Below are 20,845 nucleotides of genomic sequence, written 5' to 3' on the forward strand. Positions count from 1 at the left end.
GTGTTATGCGCCGTTTTTCAGCGCTTCCAGCTCTTCCCAGCGGGCAAAGGCAGTTTCCAGCTCCTGCTCCGTCTGCGCCAGCGTATCCAGAACCGGCTGCGTTTTTTCATGCGGCTGACTGAAGAAATCGGGATGGCTCATCTGCGCCTGCAGCTCACCAATCCGCGCCTCCAGCTGCTCCAGCTTTTGCGGCAGCTGTTCCAGTTCGCGCGTCAGGTTATAGCTTAGCTTGCCTGCGCTGCGTTTGGCGGTTTCATTTTTTTCTGCCGTTTTCACCGGCGCGGAGACCGCTGGTGCAACACGCGTCTGTTTGTACGCCGCGCGCTGCTGCTGCGCATCATGATAGCCGCCCACAAACGCGCCCACTTCGCCGTTGCCTTCAAAAATCCAGCATTCGGTAACGGTGTTGTCAACAAACTGACGATCGTGGCTGACCAGCAGTACGGTGCCCTGGTATCCATCGACCAGCTCTTCCAGCAGCTCCAGCGTTTCAACGTCCAGATCGTTGGTCGGTTCATCGAGGATCAGCAGGTTGCTGGGCTTCAGGAACAGCCGCGCCAGCAGCAGGCGGTTGCGCTCTCCGCCCGACAGCGCACGTACCGGCGTCATGGCACGCTTAGGATGGAACAGAAAGTCCTGCAGGTAACCCAGTACGTGACGCGGTTTACCGTTGACCATTACTTCCTGTTTACCTTCCGCGAGGTTATCCATCACGGTCCGGTCCGGATCGAGTTCAGCGCGATGCTGATCGAAATAGGCAATTTCAAGCTTGGTGCCGCAGTGAACCCGTCCGCTGTCCGCTTTCAGCTGACCCAGCATCAGGCGCAGCAGCGTGGTTTTGCCGCAGCCGTTAGGGCCAATCAGCGCAATCTTATCGCCGCGCTGGACCTGGGCTGAAAAGTCTTTAACCAGCGTTTTGCCTTCCACGCCGTAGTGCACGTTCTCCAGCTCAAAGACAATTTTACCGGAGCGCGCGGCTTCACCGACCTGCATGTTGGCTTTGCCCATCACGTCACGACGTTCAGAGCGTTCACGGCGCAGCGCCTTCAGTGCCCGCACGCGACCTTCATTACGGGTGCGACGCGCCTTGATCCCCTGACGGATCCACACTTCTTCCTGCGCCAGCTTGCGGTCAAATTCAGCATTCTGCATCTCTTCAACCCGCAGCGCCTCCTCTTTCCCCACCAGGAACTGATCGTAATCTCCCGGCCAGGAGACCAGCTTGCCGCGGTCAAGATCGACAATGCGCGTTGCCATGTTGCGGATAAACGAGCGGTCATGCGAAATAAACACGATGCTGCCGGTAAAGGTTTTCAGGAACGTTTCCAGCCAGTCGATGGTTTCAATATCGAGGTGGTTAGTAGGCTCATCCAGCATCAGCACGCGCGGATTACTGACCAGCGCGCGGCCGAGTGCGGCTTTGCGCAGCCAGCCACCGGAGAGCGAAGAGAGTTCCGTGTCGGCCTGCAGACCAATCTGCTGCAGAACATCGTTGATACGGCTGTCGAGCTGCCAGAGATTCTGGTGATCAAGAATCGTCTGCAGCCGGCCCATTTCATTGAGGTTTTTCTCGCTCGGATCCTCCATCACTTTATGCGAAATCGCGTGATAGGCTTTCAGATGCTCAGCCTGCTCGGCCACGCCTTCAGCAACGAAATCATACACCGAGCCGGTGATATTGCGCGGCGGATCCTGCTGCAGCCGCGACACGATCAGGTCCTGTTCATAGATGATACGTCCATCATCCAGCGGCTGTTCGCCGTTGATGATTTTCATTAATGTGGATTTACCGGCACCGTTGCGGCCCACCAGACAGACGCGCTCGCCCTCTTCGATGTGCAGTTCGGTATTATCCAGCAGCGGCGCATCACTGAACGAGAGGTACGCACCATGGATACTGATCAACGACATATAAATTATTCCTTACCGGCGTGGCTGACCAGCCAGCAGTTGTGAATTTGACGATTACGGGCAAAGTCCTGAGACAATGTTTTTTGCGTGATCTCCTGCGCCTGCAGGCCGAGCCGTTGCAGGCCCTCCAGATCCATTTTAAAACCGCGCTTATTGTTAGAGAACATAATAGTGCCGCCGCGACGCAGCATACGCTTCAGATTTTGCAGCAGCATCAGATGGTCGCGCTGCACATCAAAATCAGCTTCCATTCGCTTGGAGTTGGAGAACGTCGGCGGATCGATAAAGATCAGGTCAAACTGCTCATCACTCTCACGCAGCCAGCTCAGGCAGTCGGCGTGCAGCAGCCGATGCTGGCGGCCGGTCAGGCCATTGATGCGCAGATTGCGCTCGGCCCACTCAAGATAGGTGCGCGACATATCAACCGTGGTGGTGGATTTAGCTCCGCCCAGTCCGGCATGCACGCTGGCGCTGCCGGTGTAGGAGAACAGGTTCAGGAAGTCTTTTCCTTTACTCATTTCTCCGAGCATCCGTCGCGCGATACGGTGATCGAGGAACAGGCCGGTATCAAGATAGTCAGTCAGGTTTACCAGCAGCCGGGCGTTAAACTCCTGCACTTCAAAGAATTCGCCTTTTTCACCCAGCTTTTGATACTGATTTTTGCCTTTCTGTCGCTCGCGGGTTTTCAGCACCAGCCGGTTAGCCGGGATCTCCAGCACGCTGAGCGTAGCGCTGATGACATCAAACAGCCGCTGACGCGCTTTCGCCGCATCAATGGTTTTCGGTGGCGCATACTCCTGTACCACTACCCAGTCGGCGTAACGATCGACCGCGACATTATATTCCGGCAGATCGGCATCATAGAGGCGATAGCACTCAATGCCCGACTGACGCGCCCACTTCTCCAGCTTCTTCAGGTTTTTGCGCAGGCGGTTCGCGAAATCCTCTGCAATCTGCGCGCTGCCAGCCGCACCGGAGGCCGCCAGCTGATAGTTTTTCTGCACGCACTCCAGCGGGCCATTTTTCGCTTTAAACTGGCGCTCCGCGCGCAGCTGCAGGCAGCTCAGCAGATCGGGTGAGGCGCTGAACAGCGACAGATTCCAGCCGCCAAACTGCTGCTTCATAATGCGGCCCAGCTGGCTGTGCAGCGCAATCAGCGCCGGCTCGCTCTCCAGGCGCTCACCATACGGCGGGTTACTCAGCACCGTTCCGGTCGCGGTTTTATCGTCAAGCGGATTGCTCAGCTTCAGTACATCCTGCTGCGCAAAGGTGAAGAGCTCAAAGACGCCGGCACGACGTGCGTTAGCGCGCGCCCACTCCAGCACGCGGCCATCGTTATCATAACCAAAGAAGCGTGCCTGGGTGGCCGCGGTGCCAGCCCGCGCGCGCTGCAGCGCTTCGCTGCGAAGATCCTGCCACAGCGCTGCATTGTGCTGCTTCCAGCGGCTAAAGCCCCAGTGGCTGCGCAGCAGACCCGGCGCGCGATCGCAGGCAATCAGGGCAGCTTCAATCAGCAGCGTGCCGGAACCGCACATGGGATCCAGCAGCGGCGTTTCCGGCTGCCAGCCGGAACGCATAACAATGGCTGCCGCCAGATTCTCTTTCAGCGGGGCCTGACCGGTCTGCTGGCGATAGCCGCGCTGATGCAGCGCGGTGCCGCTCAGATCCAGCGCGATGCTGACGCGATCTTTATTCAGCCAGGCGTTGATGCGAATACCGGGCTGCTCGCGATCCACGCTCGGACGCGGCAGATCCTGACGGGTAAAACAGTCAACGATCGCATCTTTGATACGCAGTGCACCAAACTGGCTGTTGCGGATGACGTCGTTAGTGCCGCTGAAATGGATGGCAAAGGTGGTTTCGCTGTCAAACAGCTCAGCCCAGGGGATACTCTGCGCGCCGACATAGAGATCGAGGTCACTCCAGACACCGAATTCTCCCAGCGGCAGCAAAATACGTGAAGCCAGACGGCTCCACAGCAGGCTTTGATACATAACGCGATCGTCGGCACGGAAGTGGACGCCGCCCTGCACCACCTGCAAATCCTGCGCGCCCAGCGCGTCCAGCTCAGTTTTCAACAGCTCTTCGAGCCCACGCGCCGTACTGGCAAACAGAGAATTCATATCGTCACTTATACTCTTGCTAAAATTGTTGCGCATTATAGCGAATCAGCGTCCTATGTCATAAAGTTAGCTTCTTTTTGTCTGCATGGAACGATGATGATTACCTTATCCCGTCTTTATATTCACCCGGTCAAATCGATGCGCGGCCAGCAGCAGTCGCACGCACAGGTGCTGCAGAGCGGCCTGGTGTTCGATCGCATCTTTATGATTGCAGAGCCAGACGGGACATTCATCACCGCCCGTCAGTTTCCGCAGCTGGTACGTTTTACGCCGGTTATGCTGCCGGATGGCCTGCTGATTAACGCGCCGGACGGCCAGCAGGCGCTGATCCGCTATGCCGACTTTGCGGCAGAAGAGAGTGAAACCGTTGTCTGGGGTAACACCTTTACTGCCCGCACCGCGCCGGAAACGATCAACCGCTGGCTGAGCGACTATTTTCCGCGCCCGGTACAGCTGCGCTGGGTGGGCGAAACGCCGACACGTCGCGTAAAGCGTTTTGACGCCGTGCCGCTCGGCTTTGCCGACGGCTATCCGTTTCTGCTGGTCAATATGGCGTCTCTGCAGGATCTGCAGCAGCGCTGCCCGGCTGGCGTACGCGTGGAGCAGTTTCGCCCTAACCTGGTGGTCAGCGGTGCCGCGGCCTGGGATGAGGATAGCTGGAAGCGGCTGAAAATCGGTGACGTTGAGTTTATCGTGCCGAAACCGTGCAGCCGCTGCGTATTCACCACTATCGGAACGGAAAGCGGAGAAAAACACCGCGCGGGTGAGCCGCTGACCACGCTGCAGGGCTTTCGCAGCGCGCAGGATGGCAGCGGGGATATCGATTTTGGCCTGAATCTGGTTGCCCTGAACAGCGGGCTGATCCGCAGCGGCGACAGCGTGACTATTCTGGAACGTCATACCCCGCGCGGCTACGGGGCCGGCGAAATTGCGGCGCCGCTGAACGCAGAGGCAGGCACGCCTGCCAGCGTTACCATTACCTGTCAGGGCCGGCGCTTTGAGGGAGATAATCAGCAGGTATTACTGGAACAGCTGGAGATGGCAGGGTTTCGCATTCCCTATTCCTGCCGGGCCGGGCTGTGCGGCAGCTGTAAAGTGACGCTGGTGTCCGGCACCGTCAGGCCGTTAAAACAGAGCGCCGTACGCGCTGACGGCACGATTCTGAGCTGCAGCTGTATTCCGGCCAGTGATATTGACCTGGCGTAAGGGTTAAACCGCGCGCGCGTACCAGGTCGCCAGCTGCAGCGGCTGCAGGCGATCGTTCATGATTTTGATCGCATCGCCCAGCTGCATACTTTTTCCCGCCACGCTCAGTCCTGGCTGTGCAACCAGACAGAGTGCCGCGTTTTCACTGCTCTCTACCACCAGCAGCTGCGCCTGCTCACCACTCTCTGCCAGCGTAGCCGTGACCATATCGCCCGCGACCGGCTGCCAGCTGTGTTTGTGGCTGATAAAGTGCCAGCTTTTCGGCATCAGCGGCTTAAGAAAGCGGCTTGCCACCAGCGCATTCAGGATCAGCTCGGCTCGCTGATGAGCGGATAATTCACACTCACGACAGCGATCGTCGAAACTGAAATAGAGTGCGGCGTCATCGACGCAGAAGCCGCTGCTGTTAAACGCGTCGGGGGTCAGCATTTTGCGGGAGAAGCGGGAGCGGAAGAGTGTGCCATCAGCCAAATCAAGCATCATACGGTCATGCTCGGCGTCGTAATACCAGCGCCAGTTGTCATCGGGTTTGATTTTCATGATGTGCCCTGTTGGGTTCTGCTGCGCTAAATGGCGCCTAAAAAATAAAATATCGCTTTAAGCAAAAAGCTGAAAAATAGAACAACAGGGGAAAATATAAACGAGCCAGAGGGAGAAATAAACCCCCTGGCCGGGGAAAGTGAGATATGTCTTAGAGGTGGGTCACGATATCTTTAATTAAAGCCGGTCCCTGATAAATAAATCCGGAGTATATCTGCACCAGCGTGGCGCCCGCGGCAATTTTTTCCCGGGCGGCGATCAGTGAATCTATTCCCCCTGCACCAATAACCGGTAAGCGCCCCTGCAGCTCCAGTGCCAGTCGGCGGATCACCTCGGTGCTGCGCGCCTGCACCGGGCGCCCGCTCAGGCCGCCCGCTTCATCCGCATATTTAAGCCCGCTGACCAGCGTACGATCCAGCGTGGTATTGGTTGCAATTACTCCGTCAATTTGGTGGCGCACCAGACTGTCAGCGACCTGGATTAATTCCTCCTCAGACAGATCCGGCGCAATCTTTACTGCCACCGGAACATATTTAAGGTGTCGCTGCTGTAATTCCTGCTGTTTTAATTTAACGGCTGCCAGCAAATCGTCCAGCGCATCGCCATATTGCAGCGTACGCAGCCCCGGCGTGTTAGGTGAAGAGATATTTATCGCAATATAACCCGCGTGGGCATAGACCTTCTCCATGCAGATCAGGTAATCCTCTTTCCCCTGCTCTACCGGAGTATCTTTATTTTTGCCAATATTGATCCCCAGCACGCCTTTAAATCGCGCTTTTTTAACGTTCTCTACCAGGTGATCAACCCCGTGGTTATTAAATCCCATCCGGTTAATGATGCCGCCCGCCTCAACCAGACGAAACATGCGCGGTTTATCATTGCCCGGCTGTGCACGCGGCGTCACGGTTCCCACCTCGATAAAGCCAAACCCCATTGCGCCGAATGCATCGATACACTCCGCGTTTTTATCCAGACCGGCTGCCAGACCCAGCGCGTTGGGAAACGTAAGGCCCATACAGCTGACCGGACGCGCCGGCAGCGACTGCCGAATCAGCCCTTCCAGCGGCGTACCGCTGATAAAACGCAGCTGCTGGAAGGTGAGTTCATGCGCGCGCTCGGGATCGAGTTTAAACAAGGCGGGCCGGACGATGGGATATAACATGCACTCTCCTGAATGGCAGTAAACGAAGAAACAGCGGGTGCACGGGATGACGTGCGCCAGAATGGTAAGGTGCTCTGGCGCAAAAGTAAATTGGTGACGAAACGCAGAATACGATCGCGATCAACGGCGGGACGAATAACGACTCAGGCGATTACGGCACGCCTGCAGACCGTGATAGAGCGGCGGACAATACCACAGCAGTTTCAGTCGGGTATTATGGCGTAAGACGCGCCGGACCAGTGCATTCACCCGCGGCTGCCACTCTGCAGGTACCCTGATGCGGTGTTTGCGGATCTGCGCCAGGCAGCCATGCATAATGGTCTGATAGTAGTCATCCAGTAATGCGTCATCCTGCGGCAGCTGATGCGCACGCAAAAAGGCTTCGCTGCTGTCGCGGGCGATAAAATAGTTTTTGATCCATGAGAAGTCGCGGGTGCTTTGCGACAGTGAGCTCAGCATAAAACGCTTGTAGTAATAACTCTCGCTGGTGCAGTAAAAGCTGTGCGCCTGCATATACAGCGCAAACATAAAGGGCGCATCTTCATGGTTCTGAATCGGCAGGAAACTCAGCCCCAGCCGCTCAATCAGCTGCCGGGAAATAATACTGCTCCAGATCACCCGATGCGCCGACTGATGCTGGATCAGCGTACGCAGACTTTCGCTGCCGCCGGAAAACAGGCCGCTGACGTGACGCTGATGTATCGTCTGATAGTGGCGCTGCGGCTCCGGCACATCAAAAAACATTTTTGCACCGAAGCAGAACAGCTCGAGTTCGTTATGCTGCGCCTGCGCGCGCCGGAAGTCAGCGAAGAGCTCGGCAGAGATAAAGTCATCGGCATCCATAAAGTAGATAAAATCGCCGGTAGCGACCGCCATCCCTTTCATCCGCGCCGCGCTGACGCCGCCACGGTTGCCGCTCAGCAGGGTGACCTGCGGATGCGCAGCGGCGAACGCCGTAAGCCAGCTCACGCTCTCATCCGTTGAGCCATCGTCGATAATAATGATCTCATCTGCCGGCGACGTCTGCTGCAGCAGCGACTGCATCGTCTCCGGCAGCCACGGGGCGCAGTTCCAGTTAGGAATAATGACCGATACAGTCGGTGCGTGACGCGACGTCATACTTATCCTCTTTCTTCAGCATTAACAACAGGGGTGCGGCGCAGGCGCTTCAGCACCAGGCTGTGCAGCAGACAGCAGACACCGAGATTCACGGCACCAATCAATGCCAGCCAGAGCAGGTTGATCCAGCGATTCTGATTCCACTCAATAGGCAGCAGCGTGCTCAGGCCAGCAATCAGGCCCGATACGGCCCAGATCAGCGCCACATCGCGCGTGAGCCAGGTAAAGTGAATACCCGGCGCAAAGCGACGGTGTACCAGCCATGCCCAGCCAGCCAGGTAGAAAATGTTCTGCGCCAGCCACAGCCAGCCGGTTCCCAGCGCGCCGTAGTGAATCGCACACCAGATGTTAAGCGGCACCAGCAGAATGGCAAACAGGGTAAAGCCCTGCATATGCAGCTTGAGGTTGCCATTGACGTATTGCAGGTGATAGAGCAAGCCACAGATCGCCTGAATCCCGCTGCCTAACGCATAAAGCGTCAGGACAAAAGCCATCTCATCGACAATCTGCGTTTTTTGCGTCCACGCCCAGAGCAGCGGGCCTGAATAGCAGGCGATAGTGATGCTGAGCGGAGCCATAAAGATGGCGACAGCCTGCGTAGTGTAACGGTAGAGCCGCAGTGATTCCGCATCGCCCTGTTGCTGCGTTTTCATGCCGGTCATACGCGGCACAATCGCCTGCATAATCGGGCTGCTGAGCAGCAGGATACCGGTTGCCGCCGTGGCCACGACGGTAAATGATCCGTACTCGCTCAGCGGCAAAGTTTTGGACAGTACCAGTCGGTCAATCTGCGAGATAAACGTCCAGATTGCGCTGGAAAACGCGGCGCTCAGCGCAAAACGGATAAAAGGCCTCAGCACCGCTTTCAGGTCGCTGCGCTTCTCTTTACGCGCCGCGCGCGGAATGAGCTGGTGCGCCTTCCAGATACAGCATCCCGCCTCAGCAACAGAGACCAGCAGCTGCCAGATAAAGAACGTCAGTACTGCATTAGCGAAGAGCTGGATCACCAGCACCGCACCAAACGTGCGCAGCGTGGTGATAGTCAGGTTAACGCCATTCAGCCAGACCTGATGTTCGAAGCCGATGATCACGCTGCGATAGGGGCTGGTGCGCCAGCGAATGGCTGCGGTGATCACCATAATGGCCACGGCGATAACCACATCGCCGGCCGGCAGATGACGTGCATCCAGCCAGTGGGTTGCTATCCACGGCGTTGCCAGCCAGCCCAGCACCACCAGAACCAGCGTGGAAAAAAGGAAAAAGCGCGTCAGCGTGGTAAACAGCGCCGGAAACCAGACAAATTCCGCCTGATTGGCGCGGTAGCGTGCGGCTTCCCGCATCAGCGTGGTGGAAACGCCCGCATCCAGCAGCTGCAGCCAGGTCAGTAAAATAGAAAAGAAGCCAACCAGGCCATACGCTTCCATACCCAGATGCTGAATATAGAGCGGCACCACTAAAATACCTGACAGCGTCAGGTAGATCTGCCCGACATAGTTGGCAATCGCATTACGTTTGATAGACATAAAAGTAAGGGGGTCTGGGTATTTTTCTCAATGTCTTCAAGCGTGACACAAAAATGTGACAGCGCCCACAGGAGTAATTCTTAAAAACCGCCGGCGTCAATGCCGCCGCTTTTTCTTATTTTCATTAATAAAAAACAGAAATCGGGCCATTTTATCTGCCGCCGTTCATCTCCTCTCCCTGTGTGCAACATATGCAGGACGGGATTCATTTGCCGTTTTAATGCTTTTGATTGCCGGATAAATCATTTACCCCTTTTCCGCTGCTCTGGCAGGATTAACTCAATCAGTTCTCAATTACATAAAATCGATAACTTTTTGATATAAGGAGCAGGTATGCGGATTCTTACGCTGGCGGGCAGCCCCCGTTTTCCTTCACGTTCCACGGCGCTGCTGACGCACTGCCAGCGCAAGCTCGAAGCCCGGGGGGCGGACGTTGTTGCATGGAATATTCACAATTTTCCGCCAGAAGAGCTGATCCATGCCCGTTTTGACTCACCGGCGCTGAAGGCGTTCAGCGCTGACGTCGCCAGCGCAACCGGCATCATCGTTTCCACGCCTGTTTATAAAGCGTCATTTTCAGGTGCGTTAAAAACCGTGCTGGACCTGCTGCCGGAGCGGGCGCTGGAAGAGAAAGTCGTGCTGCCGCTGGCAAGTGGCGGCAGTGTGGCACATATGCTGGCGCTGGATTACGGGCTCAAACCGGTACTGAGTGCGCTGAAAGCGCAGGAAGTGTTACAGGGGGTATTTGCGCAGGATCTGCAGATTACGCACTACGACCGCCAGCCGGAGTTTGCCGGCGATCTCACCTCCCGCATCGATGATGCGCTGGAGAGCTTCTGGCTCGCGCTGCAGCGCCGTCATCTGCCCTTTGCCCGGGCTGTCTGAGGAGACACTATCGTGAAACGACTTATAACGGCTCTGCTGCTGCCGGCGCTGGCTGCTCTGTTTACCCTGACGGCCAGCGCAGCGGACGCGCCTGCTCAAATCCGCATCGGCTATCAGAAAGGTTCGGTCAGCATGGTGCTGGCAAAATCGCATCGGCTGCTGGAGCAGCGTTTTCCGGCAATGGCAATTAAGTGGATTGAATTTCCTGCCGGCCCGCAGATGCTGGAAGCGCTTAATATCGGCAGTATCGATTTAGGCAGCACCGGGGATATTCCTCCGCTGTTTGCGCAGGCCGCCGGCGCCGATTTGCTTTATGTCGGATCGGAACCCGCAAAACCTAAAGCAGAAGTGATCCTGGTGCCGCAGAACAGCCTCATCCACAGCGTGGCCGACCTGAAAGGCCGCAAAGTTGCCTTTCAGAAAGGCTCCAGCTCGCACAATCTGCTGCTGCGCGCGCTGCAGCAGGCGGGTCTGAGTTTCACCGATATTCAGCCGGTCTATCTGACGCCAGCCGATGCCCGCGCGGCGTTTCAGCAGGGTAACGTTGACGCCTGGGCGATCTGGGATCCCTATTACTCAGCCGCCCTGCAGCAGGGCAACGTACGCGTCCTCACTGACGGCAGCACGCTGAACCTGACCGGCTCTTTCTATCTGGCGACCCGACAGTTTGCTGAAGCCAGCCCCGACACCCTCAGCCAGGTGCTGGCCACCTTCAGTGAGGCGGATGCGCTGACGCAGAGCCAGCGCGCGCAGAGTATCGACCTGCTGGCGCAGGCGATGGGCCTGCCAGAACCGGTGCTGGCGAGCTATCTCGACCATCGCCCGCCCACCACGATCACACCCGTCAGTGAACGCACCGCCGCCGCGCAGCAGCAGACTGCCGACCTGTTTTATAGCAGCCATCTGTTGCCGGTCAAACTCACCATCGCCGATCGCATCTGGCAGCCCCGTACGGCCCACTAATAAGGAATAACACAATGAGCGTATCTGTTTTCTGGTTTCTTCCCACGCACGGCGATGGCCACTATCTGGGGACCGCTGATGGCGCCCGACCGGTTGATCACGGTTATCTGCAGCAGATAGCACAGGCCGCTGACCGGCTGGGTTTTGGCGGCGTCCTGATCCCGACCGGACGCTCCTGCGAAGATGCCTGGCTGGTCGCAGCCTCGCTGATCCCGGTTACGCAGCGCCTGCGCTTTCTGGTGGCACTGCGTCCCGGCGTGATCTCGCCGACCCAGGCCGCACGCCAGGCGGCAACGCTGGATCGCCTCTCTAACGGCCGCGCGCTGTTTAACCTGGTGACCGGGGGCGATCCGGAAGAGCTGGCGGGCGATGGCGTGTTTCTCGACCATCGCGAGCGCTACGCAGAGTCGGCGGAGTTTACCCGCATCTGGCGACGCGTTTCTGAAGGTGAAACGGTGGACTATGAGGGCAAACACGTCAAAGTGCGCGGTGCCCGCCTGATGTTCCGTTCGGTACAGCAACCGCGCCCGCCACTCTGGTTCGGTGGCTCTTCTGATGCTGCGCAGGATCTGGCTGCTGAACAGGTTGATGTTTATCTCACCTGGGGCGAGCCGCCCGCGCTGGTCAAAGAGAAAATTGAGCAGGTTCGCGCCAAAGCCGCAGCGCAGGGGCGCACGGTGCGCTTCGGTATTCGTCTGCATGTGATTGTGCGCGAAACCAATGAAGAGGCGTGGCAGGCAGCGGATCGGCTCATTTCACATCTGGATGACGCCACGATTGCCAAAGCACAGGCGGCGTTTGCCCGCACGGATTCGGTCGGGCAGCAGCGGATGGCTGCGCTGCACGGCGGCCAGCGCGATAAGCTGGAGATCAGTCCAAACCTCTGGGCAGGGGTCGGCCTGGTACGCGGCGGAGCCGGTACCGCGCTGGTGGGCGACGGGCCTACTGTTGCAGAGCGCATGCGCGAATATCAGGCGCTGGGCATTGAAACCTTTATTCTCTCTGGCTATCCGCATCTGGAGGAAGCGTATCGCGTTGGCGAGCTGCTGTTTCCCCATCTTGACCTGGCCGTGCCGGAGGTGCCCAAACCCCGCGTCGTGCAGGCGCACGGTGAAGCCGTGGCCAATGATTTTACGCCGCAGAAAGTTGCGCAGAGCTAAGGGGACACGATGTCTGAGCAGATAAAAAGGCTGCGCAATGCGCTGCTGCCCTGGCTGCTGCCGGTGGGAGTGATTGCGGTATGGCAGCTTTCATCATCACAGGGCTGGCTCTCCACGCGGATTTTACCGGCGCCGGAGAAAATTGTGACCACCTTCTGGCAGCTGACCGCCAGCGGCGAACTGTGGCAGCACCTGGCGATCAGCAGCTGGCGCGCGCTGCTGGGTTTTGCTATCGGCGGCTCGCTCGGGCTGGTGCTGGGGCTTATCACCGGCACATCGCGTACCGGTGAGCGCCTGCTGGATACCTCACTTCAGATGCTGCGCAATGTGCCGCATCTGGCGCTGATCCCGCTGGTGATCCTCTGGTTCGGCATTGATGAATCGGCCAAAATTTTCCTGGTCGCGCTTGGTACGCTGTTTCCGATCTATCTCAATACCTATCACGGGATCCGAAATATCGATCGCGGCCTGATAGAGATGGCGCGCAGCTATGGCCTCTCCGGCTGGTCGCTGTTCACGCAGGTTATCCTGCCTGGTGCCCTGCCCGGCATCATGGTCGGCGTGCGCTTTGCGCTGGGTCTGATGTGGCTGACGCTGATTGTGGCTGAAACAATTTCAGCTAACTCCGGCATCGGCTATCTGGCGATGAACGCGCGCGAATTTCTGCAAACTGACGTGGTCGTGGTGGCCATTATTCTGTATGCCCTGCTGGGTAAACTGGCAGACGTGGCGGCGCAGCTGCTGGAGCGTATCTGGCTGCGCTGGCACCCGGCCTGGCAACTGAAGGAGAGCAACGCATGAGCAATGCCGTACAGCACCCGCCGCGCCTGATCAGCGGCACGCCGGTCGCCATCAGTAATCTGTCTAAGCACTATGGCAACCGTACTATTCTCGACCAGGTCAGTCTGCATATTCCGGCCGAGCAGTTTGTTGCCGTGGTCGGACGCAGCGGCTGCGGCAAAAGCACTCTGCTGCGGCTGCTGGCCGGACTGGAAGTGGCCAGCCAGGGCGAGTTGCTGGCGGGTCACGCGCCGCTGGCCGCGGCGCGCGACGATACGCGACTGATGTTTCAGGATGCGCGCCTGCTGCCGTGGAAGAAAGTGATCGATAACGTCGGACTCGGCTTACGTGGTCGCGAATGGCGCAGCGCTGCGCAGGCGGCACTTGAGGCGGTAGGCCTTGCCGATCGCGCAAATGAGTGGCCTGCTGCCCTTTCGGGCGGACAGAAGCAGCGCGTGGCGCTGGCGCGGGCGCTGATCCACCGCCCTGGCTTACTGCTGCTGGATGAGCCGCTGGGCGCGCTGGATGCCTTAACCCGTATTGAGATGCAGGAGCTGATTGAATCACTCTGGCAGCAGCATAACTTTACGGTACTGCTGGTGACGCATGATGTCAGCGAGGCGGTGGCACTCGCCGATCGGGTCTTACTGATTGAAGAGGGTAAAATTGGCCTTGATCTGACGATTGATGTGCCGCGCCCGCGCCGCAAAGGGTCAGCACGGCTGGCTGAGCTGGAAGCAGGCGTGCTGGATCGGATAATGAAGCGCAGCGCCGCTGAACAGCCGCTGCGCTTTGCCCGGCAGCGCTAAACGCCCTGCCCGCTGGCCGTCAGATTCGCCAGCGGGCGGCGACATCAGTGATGCAGCAGGTCATCCACCACCTGTGCTTTGGTCAGCTGGTAAGGAAAGAAAGTGGGCCAGTTTTCCAGTTCATCAAACAGTGCGGTCTGCGATACGTTGCCTGTAAAAATGTGAAAATGCGACGATTTTCGCGGGCTGATAATATGGTCGCTGAACTGCACAAAATGCGGCGCTTTACTGGCTTTATCGGTGCACTCAAACAGATAGCGCACGCCTCTTTTACCGGAAACGTAGTTGAGCACCTTGTAGCCTTTGTACGCATATTTACAGCTGCTGACTTCGCCTTTTTCGGTAAACTCCATGACGTCGTTTTCAATGCCGATATCAGTGATATCGCTGGCATAGCCGGTGAGATAATAGTGTTTAATGTCGCTGAATGAGCGCGTTTTATCAGCTGCCGCCTTTTTACGAAATACCGGATCCAGCGCGCCATCTTTGGCATACGGATACACTGACTGCCATACGCCTTCCCAGTCAGAAAGCGGTCGATCTTTGATGTCGGCATCGGCAAAAATGCCGTTTGCCGCGCTGACTTCTTTTGCACTTAACGGAGCCCCGTGCGAATGACCACCGTGTGCAAACACCGGTGAACTGCAGGCTATTCCCAGAAATAGTGTCCAATACGCTACTTTCATCTTACTCTACTCACGTCCTGTTTTATTGATGTTATAACATAACACATAAATCAGCACAGTACACCCTGACAGATGGCTGACAAAAGCAGCTGTTTGAGCGTGAGCGTCTTGCCAGAATTCATGCCCGCGGAGCCGCAGAATGGGCCGCCGCGATCGGTGACGATCGCGGCGGCTGAGGATTACGCGTTCAGCGCTTTGGTGATTTTCTCATAGAGATCGCCGGAGAGATTATCCAGCGCTTTTAGCTGCTGCAGCGCCTGACGCATGAGCGCCTGACGTCCCGCATCGTAGCGTTTCAGGCGGATCAGGGGCTCAATCATGCGTGCGGCCACCTGCGGGTTACGCGTGTTGAGATCGGTCAGCATCTCAACCAGGAACTGATAGCCGCTGCCATCCTGTGCATGAAACGCCGCCGGGTTACCCGCCGCGAATGCGCCAATCAGCGCCCGGATGCGGTTAGGGTTACCCATGGTAAAGGAGCGATGGTTCAGCAGCGCCCGTACGTTGCGTAACACCTCTGGCGCCGGGCTGGTCGCCTGCAGCATAAACCATTTATCCATTACCAGACCGTCCTGATGCCAGCGCTCATCCCAGGCAGCCAGCAGCGCATCGCGGCACGGCAGCTGCGCCATCACCGCAGCTGAAAGTGCTGCCAGCGCATCGGTCATATTCGTGGCGTGCGCATACTGCGCCTGAACCAGCCGATCGGCTTGCGTCGTATCGCCCAGCGCCAGATAGCTCAGGCAGACATTTTTCAGCGCGCGCCGGCCAATTTCTGCATGCTCAACGCGATATTCACTGCTCTGGCTGGCCAGATAGAGCGCATAGCACTCATCGTTCAGCTCGTTTGCCAGCGTGCGCATCAGCGCATGGCGTACGGCGGCAATCGCCTGTGGATCGATGATGTCGAACAGCTCTGCCATCTCATTTTCTGATGGCAGAGTCAGGATCAGCGCCATCAGCGCCGGATCGCCCTGCTCATCCAGCAGCACCGCGCGGAAAGCGTCAGCGACGTGCAGAGGCAGCGACAGCGGCTGGCCCTGCTGGTAACGCGCAACGTTGAGACGTATATAGGTTGCCAGCAGACTCTGCGCCGCATCCCAGCGGGAGAATTCATTGCGCGCGTGACGCATCAGGAAGGTAAGCTGTGCGTCGCTCCACTTATAGTCCAGTTTTACCGGTGCAGAGAATTCCCGCAGCAGCGATGGCACCGGCTGAAAATAGACGTTATCAAAGACAAAGGTCTGAAACGCCTGCGTCACGTTCAGCACATGATGCACCGGCTGGCCGTTATGCTGCAGCGGGATCACTTTGCCTTCGTTATCGTAGAGTTCAATATCCAGCGGAATGTGCAGCGGCAGCTTCTCCTGACCATCTGCGGTTGGCGGCGTATGCTGGGTGACATGCAGGGTATACTGCTCCAGCTCCGGATTATAATCATCGCGCACGCTCACTACCGGCGTACCTGACTGGCTGTACCAGCGGCGGAACTGCGTTAAGTCTACGCCAGAGGCATCTTCCATCGCCTGGACAAAATCGTCGCAGGTTGCCGCACTGCCGTCGTGACGTTCAAAGTAGCACTGCATGCCCTGCTGGAACTTCTCTTCACCCAGCAGCGTATGCATCATGCGGATCACTTCCGATCCCTTCTCATACACCGTCAGGGTATAGAAGTTGTTCATCTCAATCACCTGATCCGGACGGATCGGATGCGCCATCGGGCTGGCATCTTCGGCAAACTGCGCACCGCGCATCACCCGCACGTTATCAATACGGTTCACCGCGCGGGAGCCGAGATCGGAGCTGAACTCCTGATCGCGGAACACCGTCAGACCTTCTTTCAGGCTGAGCTGGAACCAGTCGCGACAGGTCACGCGGTTACCGGTCCAGTTATGGAAATACTCATGACCGATCACCGCCTCAATGCCGAGATAATCTTTATCGGTCGCGGTTTCCGCTTTTGCCAGCACATATTTGGAGTTGAAGACGTTAAGGCCTTTGTTCTCCATTGCGCCCATATTGAAGAAATCCACCGCGACAATCATAAAGATATCGAGGTCATATTCGAGACCGAAGCGCTCCTCATCCCATTTCATGCTGGCTTTCAGGGAGGTCATCGCCCAGTCGGCCCGATCGAGGTTCCCGCGGTCAACAAAGATCTCCAGCGCGACGTCGCGTCCTGAACGGGTGGTAAAACTGTCGCGCAGCACATCGAAGTCGCCTGCCACCAGCGCAAACAGATAGCAGGGTTTCGGGAACGGATCCTGCCACGTTACCCAGTGACGCCCGTCGTCCAGCTCGCCGCTCTTTAGCTTGTTACCGTTGGAGAGCAGATACGGGTAGCGCACCGGATCGGCCCGGAGCGTGGTGGTAAAGCGCGCCAGCACATCGGGACGATCCAGATACCAGGTAATGTGCCGGAAACCTTCCGCCTCACACTGGGTGCAGAGCGCTTCTCCTGACTGATACAGTCCTTCCAGCGCGCTGTTTTTAGCCGGATGGATCAGGTTTACAATGCGCAGCGTAAAATTGTCAGGCAGCTGGCTGAGGATCAGCGTACCCGCCTCTTCGCGATAGTGCGGCCAGGGCGCGCCATCTACCGTCAGCTCAACCAGCGTCAGCGCTTCGCCATCAAGATGCAGACTGGCATCGGCTGTGCCGAGACGTTTCACCTGGCTGATGGCCGTCACGCGTGTTTCTGTGGCATCCAGATCAAATGTCAGGTCGATGTCTGTAATGGTGTAATCAGGCGCCCGGTAGTCGTGGCGATATTTAATGTGCGGCTGTTGCGTCATATATCCTTCTCGCATCGTTGTTATGTTGAGGCCATCCTGTTGCGGTGGCGCAAATATCTCAAAGTCTAAGCGGCCTGGCGGAGAGTTGCCATGCGCAATGCGCGCCGGCGCAGAAAAGGCTACAATTCAGTAACAATGGCACAATTGACCCTCGACCCGCCACCTGCAAATGTGGTGTGATCGCAGAGATTACTGTTTTATACTCCTGCGTCTTTAGGATTTTGTTAAACACCGGGCTCTGCTCCGCGGAAGAGGATGCTGAAACGCACCATGACTGGACACGCTTCCCCGATTTTGACCACGCTGCTTGATACCGATGCGTACAAGCTTCATATGCAGCAGGCCGTATATCATCGTTACTACGATGTCCCGGTTACCGCAGAATTTCGCTGTCGCAGCGATGAACAGCTTGGCCAGTATGCCGGCGAGATTCGCGCGCAAATTGATACCCTGCAAGAGTTAACCCTGAGCGATGATGAATTTGCCTGGCTCAGTAACCTGCCTTTTTTCCAGCACGACTATCTGACCTGGCTACGCGCCTTTCGCTTCAACCCGGCGCAGGTTGAGGTGCAGGACGAACGCGGCCAGCTGCGCATTCAGATCCGCGGCCCGTGGCGCGAGGTTATTCTGTGGGAAGTGCCGCTGCTGGCGCTGATCAGTGAAGTGGTACACCGCCACCGCACGCCGCAGATCGCCGCAGAGCAGGCGGTCGCACATCTGCAGCAAAAGCTCTCGGCGTTTCGGGCTCAGGTGGCCGATCTCGATATGTCCCGCTTTCAGCTGATGGATTTCGGCACGCGCCGCCGCTATTCGCAGGAAGTGCAGGAGACGATTGTCAGTACGCTAAAAGCAGACTTTCCGTGGCTGGTTGGCACCAGTAATTACGATCTGGCGCGTCGCCTGCAGCTGACGCCGGTTGGCACTCAGGCACACGAGTGGTTCCAGGCACATCAGCAGATCAGCCCGGTACTGGCCAACAGCCAGCGCGCGGCGCTGCAGTCGTGGCTGGATGAATATGATGACCAGCTGGGCATTGCGCTCACTGACTGCATCACCATGGACGCCTTTTTACGCGACTTTGGTCCCGGCTTTGCGCATCGCTATCAGGGGCTGCGCCACGACTCCGGCGATCCGGTTGAGTGGGGTGAAAAAGCCGTTGCGCACTATGAGCGGCTCGGCATTGATCCGCGCAGCAAAACGCTGGTGTTCTCTGACAATCTCAACCTGGATAAAGCGCTGGCGCTTTATCGTCATTTTGGCCAGCGTGCCAACGTGGTGTTTGGTATTGGCACGCGCCTGACCTGCGATATTCCGGGCGTAACGCCGCTTAATATCGTGATCAAACTGGTCAGCTGCAACGGCAAACCGGTGGCTAAACTCTCTGACAGCCCGGGTAAAACGATTTGTCAGGATAAAGCCTTTGTCCGTGCGCTGCGCAAAGCATTTGACCTGCCGCTGGTGAAACGCGCCAGCTGACCTGCCCCGGGCAGGGTCCGCTACCCTGCCCGCCGCCATTAAAATCACTCGCTTCCCGCAATTTTGCTTGTTTCCTGATGGCTCACAAGTAACATAGCAACACCCCTGAACGTGGGAGAATTGGCTGTTTCTGCCAGCACTGTGTGTCACCTGTGACGATAGCAAAGTGCGGCGGGACACCTGTTATTTCATCTATATATAGAGAGATTTTTATGAGCGTAGTGCCTGTAGCGGATGTACTGCACGGCCGGGTCGCGGTTGACAGTGAAGTCACCGTACGCGGCTGGGTGCGTACCCGAAGAGATTCCAAAGCCGGTCTTTCCTTTATCGCCGTTTATGACGGTTCCTGCTTTAATCCCGTTCAGGCTGTCGTCAATAATTCTCTGAATAATTATCAGGATGAAGTGCTGCGTCTGACCACCGGCTGCTCGGTCATTGTCACCGGCACCGTGGTGGAATCACCGGGCCAGGGTCAGGCATTTGAGCTGCAGGCCACCCGTGTTGAAGTGACCGGCTGGGTTGACGATCCCGACACTTATCCGATGGCCGCCAAGCGTCATAGCATTGAATATCTGCGCGAAGTGGCTCATCTGCGCCCGCGTACTAACCTGGTAGGCGCCGTCGCGCGCGTACGTCATACTCTGGCGCAGGCGCTGCATCGCTTTTTCCATGAGAACGGCTATTTCTGGGTTTCCACGCCGCTGATCACCGCGTCAGATACTGAAGGCGCTGGCGAGATGTTCCGCGTATCAACGCTGGATATGGAAAACCTGCCGCGCGATCCGCAGGGCAAGGTGGACTATGACAAAGATTTCTTTGGCAAAGAGGCGTTTCTGACCGTATCGGGTCAGCTGAATGCTGAAACCTACGCCTGTGCGCTGTCAAAAGTCTACACCTTTGGCCCGACGTTCCGTGCGGAAAACTCCAACACCAGCCGCCACCTGGCAGAATTCTGGATGCTGGAGCCGGAAGTGGCGTTTGCCACGCTGGATGACGCTGCAGCGCTGGCTGAAGCGATGCTGAAATATGTCTTTAAAGCGGTACTGAACGAACGTGCCGATGACATGGCGTTCTTTGCTGAGCGCGTGGATAAAGACGCCGTGGCGCGCCTTGAGCGTTTTGTTACCACCGATTTTGCTCAGGTAGACTATACCGATGCGGTTGACATTCTGCTGAAGAGCGGTCAGAGCTTCGAAAACCCGGTTTCATGGGGTGTGGATCTCTCTTCTGAACATGAGCGTTATCTGGCCGAGAAACACTTTAAGGCGCCGGTCGTGGTGAAGAACTACCCGAAAGATATTAAAGCGTTCTACATGCGTATGAATGATGACGGTAAAACCGTGGCGGCAATGGATGTCCTGGCACCGGGCATTGGCGAAATCATTGGCGGATCACAGCGTGAAGAGCGACTGGATGTGCTGGATGCCCGTCTGGCAGAAATGGGGCTGAACAAAGAAGATTACTGGTGGTATCGCGACCTGCGTCGTTACGGCACCGTACCGCATGCCGGCTTTGGTTTAGGGTTTGAACGTTTGATCGCCTATGTCACCGGCGTACAAAATGTAAGGGACGTTATCCCCTTCCCGCGTACCCCACGCAACGCGAATTTCTGATATCTGGTATTAAATATAAGAAATTCATATATATACCGAGGTCGGCACTGCCGGCCTTTTTTTATTTTTGTAAATCTTGAGATATCTCACAAAG

Annotated in this window: 16 protein-coding genes; 8 read left to right on the forward strand and 8 right to left on the reverse strand. The window is 57.2% G+C overall.

All coding sequences use genetic code 11. The features are described from left to right. Window positions 1–3: 3 nt before the first annotated feature. Together B3041_RS10610 and rlmKL are read right to left on the reverse strand one after the other, a co-directional pair. On the reverse strand, window positions 4–1,911 hold the full coding sequence (locus B3041_RS10610; RefSeq protein WP_065649670.1) for an ABC transporter ATP-binding protein: 1,908 nt from the start codon (window positions 1,909–1,911) through the stop codon (window positions 4–6). Between the two features lie 5 nt (window positions 1,912–1,916). Beyond that, window positions 1,917–4,034: a bifunctional 23S rRNA (guanine(2069)-N(7))-methyltransferase RlmK/23S rRNA (guanine(2445)-N(2))-methyltransferase RlmL gene (rlmKL, locus tag B3041_RS10615; RefSeq protein WP_292972220.1), complete on the reverse strand. Its 2,118-nt coding sequence runs from the start codon at window positions 4,032–4,034 to the stop codon at window positions 1,917–1,919. Between the two features lie 96 nt (window positions 4,035–4,130). Between rlmKL and B3041_RS10620 the strand changes: the two genes are divergently transcribed. Then, window positions 4,131–5,240, forward strand: coding sequence for a YcbX family protein (locus B3041_RS10620; RefSeq protein WP_292972223.1), 1,110 nt, complete (start codon window positions 4,131–4,133; stop codon window positions 5,238–5,240). Window positions 5,241–5,243: 3 nt separating this feature from the next. Here B3041_RS10620 and B3041_RS10625 read toward each other — a convergent pair whose 3' ends face one another. From B3041_RS10625 to B3041_RS10640, 4 genes are all read right to left on the reverse strand, one after another. Further along, window positions 5,244–5,780 (reverse strand): cell division protein ZapC, encoded by a 537-nt coding sequence (locus B3041_RS10625; RefSeq protein WP_065649673.1) that lies wholly within the window; start codon window positions 5,778–5,780, stop codon window positions 5,244–5,246. Window positions 5,781–5,931: 151 nt separating this feature from the next. After that, complete coding sequence (pyrD, locus tag B3041_RS10630; RefSeq protein ID WP_292972227.1) at window positions 5,932–6,942, reverse strand: quinone-dependent dihydroorotate dehydrogenase; 1,011 nt, start codon at window positions 6,940–6,942, stop codon at window positions 5,932–5,934. 120 nt (window positions 6,943–7,062) lie between these two features. After that, window positions 7,063–8,061, reverse strand: coding sequence for a glycosyltransferase family 2 protein (locus tag B3041_RS10635; protein ID WP_292972229.1), 999 nt, complete (start codon window positions 8,059–8,061; stop codon window positions 7,063–7,065). Between the two features lie 2 nt (window positions 8,062–8,063). Further along, a complete protein-coding gene (locus B3041_RS10640; RefSeq protein ID WP_065649676.1) occupies window positions 8,064–9,584 on the reverse strand; it encodes a lipopolysaccharide biosynthesis protein in 1,521 nt (506 codons plus the stop codon). 333 nt (window positions 9,585–9,917) lie between these two features. On the opposite strand from B3041_RS10640, the gene ssuE reads away from it, so the two are divergent. Genes ssuE through ssuB form a run of 5 tightly spaced genes read left to right on the forward strand, consistent with a single transcriptional unit; the run spans window position 9,918 to window position 14,181 of the window. Continuing rightward, window positions 9,918–10,469, forward strand: coding sequence for an NADPH-dependent FMN reductase (gene ssuE, locus B3041_RS10645; protein WP_065649677.1), 552 nt, complete (start codon window positions 9,918–9,920; stop codon window positions 10,467–10,469). Window positions 10,470–10,478: 9 nt separating this feature from the next. Beyond that, window positions 10,479–11,432: a sulfonate ABC transporter substrate-binding protein gene (locus B3041_RS10650; protein WP_414692382.1), complete on the forward strand. Its 954-nt coding sequence runs from the start codon at window positions 10,479–10,481 to the stop codon at window positions 11,430–11,432. 14 nt (window positions 11,433–11,446) lie between these two features. Continuing rightward, window positions 11,447–12,592, forward strand: a complete 1,146-nt coding sequence (ssuD, locus tag B3041_RS10655; protein ID WP_292972237.1) for an FMNH2-dependent alkanesulfonate monooxygenase — start codon at window positions 11,447–11,449, stop codon at window positions 12,590–12,592. A 9-nt stretch (window positions 12,593–12,601) separates the two neighbouring features. Further along, window positions 12,602–13,393 carry an aliphatic sulfonate ABC transporter permease SsuC gene (gene ssuC, locus B3041_RS10660; protein ID WP_065649680.1) on the forward strand — a complete coding sequence of 264 codons (792 nt, stop codon included), beginning with the start codon at window positions 12,602–12,604 and terminating at the stop codon, window positions 13,391–13,393. Further along, window positions 13,390–14,181 carry an aliphatic sulfonates ABC transporter ATP-binding protein gene (gene ssuB, locus B3041_RS10665; protein WP_292972240.1) on the forward strand — a complete coding sequence of 264 codons (792 nt, stop codon included), beginning with the start codon at window positions 13,390–13,392 and terminating at the stop codon, window positions 14,179–14,181. Before ssuC ends, ssuB begins: the two co-directional genes overlap by 4 nt. Before the next feature lie 44 nt (window positions 14,182–14,225). Here the strand turns inward: ssuB and zinT are convergent, their stop codons facing one another. Both zinT and pepN read right to left on the reverse strand, forming a co-directional pair. Beyond that, window positions 14,226–14,867, reverse strand: coding sequence for a metal-binding protein ZinT (zinT, locus tag B3041_RS10670; RefSeq protein WP_292972242.1), 642 nt, complete (start codon window positions 14,865–14,867; stop codon window positions 14,226–14,228). A gap of 179 nt (window positions 14,868–15,046) precedes the next feature. Continuing rightward, the gene (gene pepN, locus B3041_RS10675; RefSeq protein ID WP_292972244.1) at window positions 15,047–17,662 is read right to left on the reverse strand and encodes an aminopeptidase N; all 2,616 of its coding nucleotides are present in this window, start codon (window positions 17,660–17,662) and stop codon (window positions 15,047–15,049) included. Window positions 17,663–17,932: 270 nt separating this feature from the next. Between pepN and pncB the strand changes: the two genes are divergently transcribed. Continuing rightward, window positions 17,933–19,138 carry a nicotinate phosphoribosyltransferase gene (gene pncB / locus B3041_RS10680; RefSeq protein WP_292972511.1) on the forward strand — a complete coding sequence of 402 codons (1,206 nt, stop codon included), beginning with the start codon at window positions 17,933–17,935 and terminating at the stop codon, window positions 19,136–19,138. 212 nt (window positions 19,139–19,350) lie between these two features. Further along, window positions 19,351–20,751 carry an asparagine--tRNA ligase gene (asnS, locus tag B3041_RS10685; protein ID WP_065649684.1) on the forward strand — a complete coding sequence of 467 codons (1,401 nt, stop codon included), beginning with the start codon at window positions 19,351–19,353 and terminating at the stop codon, window positions 20,749–20,751. Window positions 20,752–20,845: the final 94 nt, after the last annotated feature.

Source organism: Pantoea sp. UBA4549 (genome assembly GCF_002387285.1).
Classification (GTDB): domain Bacteria; phylum Pseudomonadota; class Gammaproteobacteria; order Enterobacterales; family Enterobacteriaceae; genus Pantoea; species Pantoea borealis.